This window comes from Frankia sp. CoWAU3 (assembly GCF_977971855.1).
In genome coordinates this window covers 6638-12983 of the sequence record NZ_CDWWXB010000094.1, presented here as the reverse complement: position 1 = coordinate 12983, position 6346 = coordinate 6638, and the positions used below count along the sequence as shown (strand labels likewise).

At 71.9% G+C, this 6346-nt stretch carries 5 protein-coding genes; all 5 read right to left on the bottom strand.

Features of this window, described 5'->3' with window-relative positions:
* Positions 1–355: 355 nt before the first annotated feature.
* A complete protein-coding gene (dnaN, locus tag AC08ON_RS10400; RefSeq protein ID WP_476607412.1) occupies positions 356–1585 on the bottom strand; it encodes a DNA polymerase III subunit beta in 1230 nt (409 codons plus the stop codon).
* Between the two features lie 175 nt (positions 1586–1760).
* Positions 1761–2834, bottom strand: coding sequence for a mannose-1-phosphate guanylyltransferase (gene manB, locus AC08ON_RS10395; protein ID WP_476607411.1), 1074 nt, complete (start codon positions 2832–2834; stop codon positions 1761–1763).
* 205 nt (positions 2835–3039) lie between these two features.
* A complete protein-coding gene (locus AC08ON_RS10390) occupies positions 3040–3960 on the bottom strand; it encodes a glycosyltransferase family 2 protein (protein WP_476607410.1) in 921 nt (306 codons plus the stop codon).
* A 136-nt stretch (positions 3961–4096) separates the two neighbouring features.
* Positions 4097–5227, bottom strand: a complete 1131-nt coding sequence (locus AC08ON_RS10385) for a glycosyltransferase family 4 protein (RefSeq protein ID WP_476607413.1) — start codon at positions 5225–5227, stop codon at positions 4097–4099.
* An 82-nt stretch (positions 5228–5309) separates the two neighbouring features.
* A partial coding sequence (locus tag AC08ON_RS10380; RefSeq protein ID WP_476616864.1) for a glycosyltransferase family 4 protein occupies positions 5310–6346 on the bottom strand: 1037 nt, incomplete at its 5' end.

The following is a 6346-nucleotide window of genomic DNA, read 5'->3' as shown; positions in this document are numbered from 1 at the left end:
GCCACGCTGTGACTCCGGGCCCGACCGCCCGGCGCGGCAGCCACGCCTGCAACCGACCCAGCCCACACCGGAAATCCTCACCTCAGAGGTAAGAACCGGGGAAACAGGAGGGGCCGGATCCCGAACGGGAGATGTCGGGTTCCCTCCGCATCGGTAACCCGAGCGGGGTCGCGCGGAGGCCACGGGACAAATTTCCCACGGTGTTTCTTCGGCGTATCTGTGGCCTGTCTCCGGCTATCCGGTTATAAGGCTGTCCGGTCCTCGTCAGGGCCGCGGCCGGGCCGGCTCATCGCCCCGGATCCATACCCTGGACTGCCGAACCAGACGATCAGGAGAAACGGTCCTGGCCCTCGGCTCAGCCCCCGCCGTGGCGGATGGGCATCAGTAGGTAGCGGTAGGCGCCCTCGTCGACAGCGCCGCGGCCGCTGTCCTTGCCGGTGAGCACCGCGGGTTTCGCGGCGGCCTCGACCGGATCGTCGTCGACGAACCCGATCGTCGCCTGATCGTCCTCGACGGCACCGAGCCCGTCCAGCAGGTAGGACGGATTGAACAGCACCGAGAGCTCGGGACCTGCGTACTCGACCGGCATCGTCTCGCTGGCCTGTGCGCCACCGCCGTCCCCGGCCTCGGCGACGACCTGGTCGTGGGTGAAAGTGAACCGCAGCGGCCCGGTGCGGGTGGCGACGACGGCCACCCGACGGACCGCCGCGGCGAGCGCCGCGGTCTGCGCGGTGACGACGAGCGCGGCCGCCTCGGGCAGGAGCTTGCGGTAGTTGGGAAACGTCCCTTCGATGAGCCGGACGATGGTCTGCCGGCCGCCGGCGGCGAGGCCGAGCCGGGCGCCGGACGGATCGTCGAGGTCCAGACCAATCACGGTGCGGGAGGCCGACGTCGGCGTGCGGGCCACCTCGGCGAGAACCTTGGCAGGCACGTGCGCGAGCGCCCACGGATCGTCGACTGTCGGCTGCCAGGGTATGCCGCGTACCGCGAGCCGGTACCGGTCGGTGGCGACGAGGGTCAGCCCACGCCCGGAGATCTCCATCCGGACCGCGGTGAGCACGGGCATGGTCTCGTCCCGGCCGGCCGCCGGGGCGACCTGACCGACCGCGGACGCGAACCCAAGCGTGTCCACCTCGCCGATCGGTCCGGGAAAGCTAGGGAGCTTCGGGTACTCACCCGGGTCCATCAGCGGCACGGTGAAACGGACGCTGCCGCAGCGCAGGACCAGCCGGTCACCGTCGACCACGACGTCGACCGTCGTCGCGGGCAGGCTGCGCACGATGTCCGTGAGGAGCCGGCCGGGCACCAGCACCCGCCCCGGTTCGTCCACCGAGGCCGCGACCGGAGCCCGCACCGCCACCTCCGTGTCGTACGCGCAGATCGTCAGGACCGAGGCTGCGGCCGGGCCCAGGGGCGCCGCGGAACCGGGAGACGCCGCGGAACCGGGAGACGCCGCGGAACCATGGCCCGCGGCGAGCAGGATGCCGGTCAGGACGTTCCGGGCCGGGCCCGGCCGGTTGGGCAGATGCCGAGCGGCCCAGCCGGTCGCGTCGGCGAACGCGTCGCGTTCCACGCTGAACCTCATGAGTGCGATTGTCCTCGGCCACGGCGCGGAATCGCCGCATTCAGCGGACGGTTTTTGTTCCCCGTCCGTGGATGTCCGCGAGATCTCCGCACGGACGGACCGCAGCCGCCGCGTCGTGAGGAAATGCGGCGGCGCTACCAGCGGTCCGCCGCCGCCCGCAACCGGTCGGCTGCGCTCAGGTGCGGTCCGAGCTGAATCGCACAGCGCCCGCCGAGAGGACGACTCCGGGGAACACGCGCGCCCCGGACCGCAGTTCGTTGCCTCGCTCGATCCGTACCCCGTCGCCGATGACCACCCCGTCGAGCGCGACACCGGAGCCGATCACCGCGTCCCGACCGATCACGCTGTCCCGCACGACCGCCCCGGCCTCGATAACCGCACCGTCGAACAGCACCGCACCGTCAATCGCGGCACCCGCGCCGACCCACGCGCCGGCCCCGACGGTCGCCCCGCCACCGATCTTGGCGTCGGCGGCCACGACGGCACCGGGCAGCACCAGGCAGTCCCCGACCGGCCCCGGCAGCGCCGACGACGCCATCCGGCCGGTCACCAGGTCGCGACTGCCCTGCACGAACGCCGCGGGAGTTCCGAGGTCGAGCCAGTAGGTGTCATCCGGGTAACCCATGACCGCCGTGCCGGCGGCCAGCAGTCCCGGGAAGGTCTCCCGCTCGACCGAGACCGGTCGTCCCGTTGGGATCGTGTCGATGACGGACCGCCGGAACACGTAGCACCCGGCGTTGATCAGATTGGTGGGCGGGTCCGGGGTCTTCTCCAGGAAGGCGGTGACGCGACCATCGTCGTCGACGGGCACGACCCCGAAGGCACGCGGGTCCACCACCCGAGTCAGATGCAGGGTGACCGCCGCGCCGGTCACCGTGTGCCGCGCGACGAGGGCCTGGATGTCCAGACCGGCGAGGATGTCACCGTTGAAGATCACGACCGGATCGCCCGGTCCCCCGTGGAGCCGCTCGGCCACGTTGCGGATCGCACCGCCCGTGCCCATCGGCTCGGTCTCGGTGACGTACTCCAGCTGGAGTCCGTGCGCCGAGCCGTCCCCGAAGTACTCCTCGAAGACCTCCGCCCGGTACGAGGTGGCGAGCACCACCCGGTCGATTCCCGCGTCTCGCGCGCGAGCCAGCATGTGCGCGGTGACCGGCACCCCCGCGACCGGCAACATCGGCTTCGGCGCCGACATCGTGAGCGGTCGCAGGCGGGTCCCCTGACCGCCGACAAGCATCACTGCGTCCATGGGGCGTCAGTGTCGCAGAACACGCGGTGGACGCTGAAAACGGATCGGGGTCGGGACCATACGACGAACGGCATGCCATGGTTTCGACACGTTGTGTCGGACCGGGGTTCACCAAGCCGCCCGGATATTCCAAATATCTCGGACATCCAGGACATCCATGACTACCAGCGACTCGACTGTCGGCCATCGGCCGGCCGCGGCCCGCTCAGGCGCCCCGCGCGGCACCACCCCGGGGAAGCAGATCCGCAGAACGGGTCGCCTTCGCCCCCGCGCTGTCCCGGGCGAAGATCAGCGCGAGCAGCAGCCGGACCACGAGACCGACCCCGAGCAGCAGCCGCAGCGGCGCGCGCGCGTTGCCGGGGTACTGCCAGGACAGGTAGCGGAACATGCTGCGGTGATGAGCCAGCACCATCCGCCGTGACGACCGCTTCGTCGAGTGTCCGCCGAGATGCTCGACCACCGCGGACGGCACGTACACCGACTGCCAGGACGCCTCGCCGATGCGGCGGCCGAGGTCGACGTCCTCCATGAACATGAAGTAGGACTCGTCGAACCCGCCGACCGCCTCGAACGCCTCCCGGCACAGCAGCTGGCAGGAACCGGACAACCAGCCGGCGGTCATCTCCCGGGGGAGGCCCCGCTCCCGCCGATAGGAGGCCGTCCACGGGTTCGTCGGCCAACACCAGCCGAACAAGGCGTGCCCCACCCCGCGGCCGAGCGAGGGCAGGTCCCGGGCCGAGGGGTAGAGCGCCCCGTCCGGATTGATGATCCCCGGGCCGAAGGCCCCGCCCCCCGGCCAGCGGTCGGCCGCGGCAATCAGTTCGTCGACCGCACCGGGCGCGAAGGAGACGTCGGCATTGGAGATCACTAACCAGGGCCCGCGGGCTCCGGCGGCACCACGGTTGACCGCGGTGCCGTAGCCGAGGTTGCGACCCGGGCGCACCAAGCGCACCTCGGCCCGCTCGGCGGCCGCCGCCGTGCCCTCGTCGAGGTGCGGCGAGTTGTCCACCACGACGACCTCGTAGGGCCGCGTGGTCGCCTTCGCCAGCGAGTCGAGGAAGGCTCCGATCACCTCCCCGGACCGGAAGGTCACGACGACGACCCGGATCTCCGGATCCACACCCATGTCTCGCCCGCCCGTTCTCGCCCACCACCGGTCGCCCGACACATTCCCGTGACGACGCACGGCACCTTGTGCACCGAGGAGACGGTAGCGCGCCCTTTGCGGCGGTCCTCGCCCCGGGGCCGGGCCGACGGGCGCCTCAGTGCTCGGCGACCGCCCGCGCGTAGCTCGCGAGATGCGCCTCGGCGCTGGCCGCCCAGGTGAACTCCCGGGCCCGGGCGAGACCGGCCTGACCGAGTTGCCTGCGCCGCTCGGCGTCATCGAGCAGGGCGCCCATCTCCCGGGCGATCGAGCCGGCGTCCGGCTGAGTGTAGGCGACGGCGTCGCCGCCGACTTCCGGCAGCGACAGACGCGGCGTGGTGAGAACCGGGGCGCCGCAGGCCATCGCCTCCAGCACCGGCAGCCCGAAGCCCTCGCCGTGCGAGGGATACGCCACCAGTGACGAACCTCCCAGATAGCCCGGCAGGTCGGAGAAGCGCAGATAACCCGGCCGGATCACCCGCAGGTGGCTCGGCACCGAGGCGACGGCGGCATCGACGTCGTCGTCCCAGCCGGAGCCGCCGGCCAGGACGAGCGCGGGCGGCTCGTCCCGCCAGTGCACCGCCTCGGCCCAGCCCCGGATGAGGTTCGGCACGTTCTTGCGCGGCTCCAGCATCCCGAGGAACGCGACGTAGCGCGAGTCGCCGAGCCCGAGCCGGCGGCGCACCCGCCGCTTGTCCTCCTCGGTCGGCGGATGGAAGGTCGACGTGTCGACGCCGTGGTAGGCGACGTCGGTGGTCGTCGACTCCCCGTCGAGCACCCGCACCAGCTCGTCCCGGGTGGCCTTCGAGGGGACGATGATCCGGGCCGCCCGGCGCACCGCGGTACGCATAGCGGACCGGAAGAACGTGCCCTTCACCGCGGTGTGCATGTCGGGCTCGGTGAAGAAGGTGACGTCGTGAATCGTCACGCACACGGGCTGGTGCGCCCGCAACGGCATCGTGTAGTGCGGTGAATGGATGACATCGGCATTCACCTGTTCGGCGACCAGTGGCAGCCCGGTCTGTTCCCAGGCCAACCGCGCGGGCCGGTGGGCGATGGCCGCCGGCCCGGACAGGACGGTGGCGTGTGGGGCCATCCGGCTGTAGCGTTCCTCATCCGACCGTTGGCAGACGAGCGCCATGTCCGCGCCGGTCGCGCCCAGCGCCGCGACCAACCCGTCGACATAACGCCCTACGCCACCACGGTCGGCCGGGACCGAAGTGGCGTCGACGAGCACCCGGGGTCCCACGGCGCTCCCTCCCTGACGCGCCACCCGCGACGGGGTGGTCGCTTGCTTCACGGTGACCGCTTGCTTCTCAACGGGGGCAACACTACGCCCGCCCGTCGTCGGCGACGGACACAGCGGGGAAACCGCTGACTCGACGGTAGAGCGCCCACGTCGCCAGTGCTGCCCCTTTCCAGGTAAATGACCGGGCACGAAGACGTCCAGACTCCGACAGCCGCCCCCGCAGGTACGGATCGCCCATGACCTTCGCCACCGCGGCGCCCAGCGCGGCCGGGTCGTCCACCCCGACCACCACGGCGGCGTCCCCGCCGACCTCGACCAGCGCGGGGGCATCCGAGACGATGACCGGCACACCGTGCGCCATCGCCTCGACGACCGGCAGCCCGAATCCCTCCGACCGGCTCGGCGCGAGCAATACGCCCGCACGGGACAGGACCACGGCGAGATCCTCGTCACTGAGCCGCCCAAGGGTGCGCACCCGGTCCGCGCCCAGACCGTGCCTGGCCGCCGTCGCGCGCACGTCCAGCCCACCCCAGCCGGTCGCGCCGACGTGGACCAACGGCAGGCCCGGATCGTCCGGTCGTCGCAGCGCCGCGAGCGCGGTGTCGAGGCCCTTACGGGGTTCGAGCGTGGCGAGGGTGAGTAGATAACGCCCCGGAGGGGGTAGCCCCATCCGCGCGGCGCGGGCGTCGGCATCGGGCGGAACCCGGACCACGGCGTCGGCGACTCCCTCCCCGATCGCGTGCAGGCGATCTTCGGGGATCGGCAGATGCCGGGCGATCTCGGCCGCCACCGCGAGCGTCGGCACGACGATCGCGTCGGCGTGGCGTGCGGCCCGTTCGCCCATCAGCCGGTGCCACCGGACCCCGTGCGGGGTCAGGGTCTCGGGATGCGTCCAGGGAACGGCGTCGTGGATCGTCACGACGAGCTTCGGGCGCGGCCGGCGCCGGTCCAGGGCATCGCCCAGGGCCGGCGCGACGGTTCCGGAGGCCCAGGAAGCCAGCGACGGACGGGGCGGCACGCCGGAAAGTCCGGAAGGTGGATATGAGTCCACATAACCAGGGGAGCGCCGATAACCAGGAGAACGCCGGGGGCCAGGAGAACGCCGGGGGCCACCGGACC

Excerpts from the sequence above, each read along its gene's own strand:
- dnaN (WP_476607412.1), bottom strand. The coding sequence starts at position 1,585 with ATGAGGTTCAGCGTGGAACGCGACGCGTTCGCCGACGCGACCGGCTGG.
- manB (WP_476607411.1), bottom strand. The coding sequence starts at position 2,834 with ATGGACGCAGTGATGCTTGTCGGCGGTCAGGGGACCCGCCTGCGACCG.
- AC08ON_RS10390 (WP_476607410.1), bottom strand. The coding sequence starts at position 3,960 with ATGGGTGTGGATCCGGAGATCCGGGTCGTCGTCGTGACCTTCCGGTCC.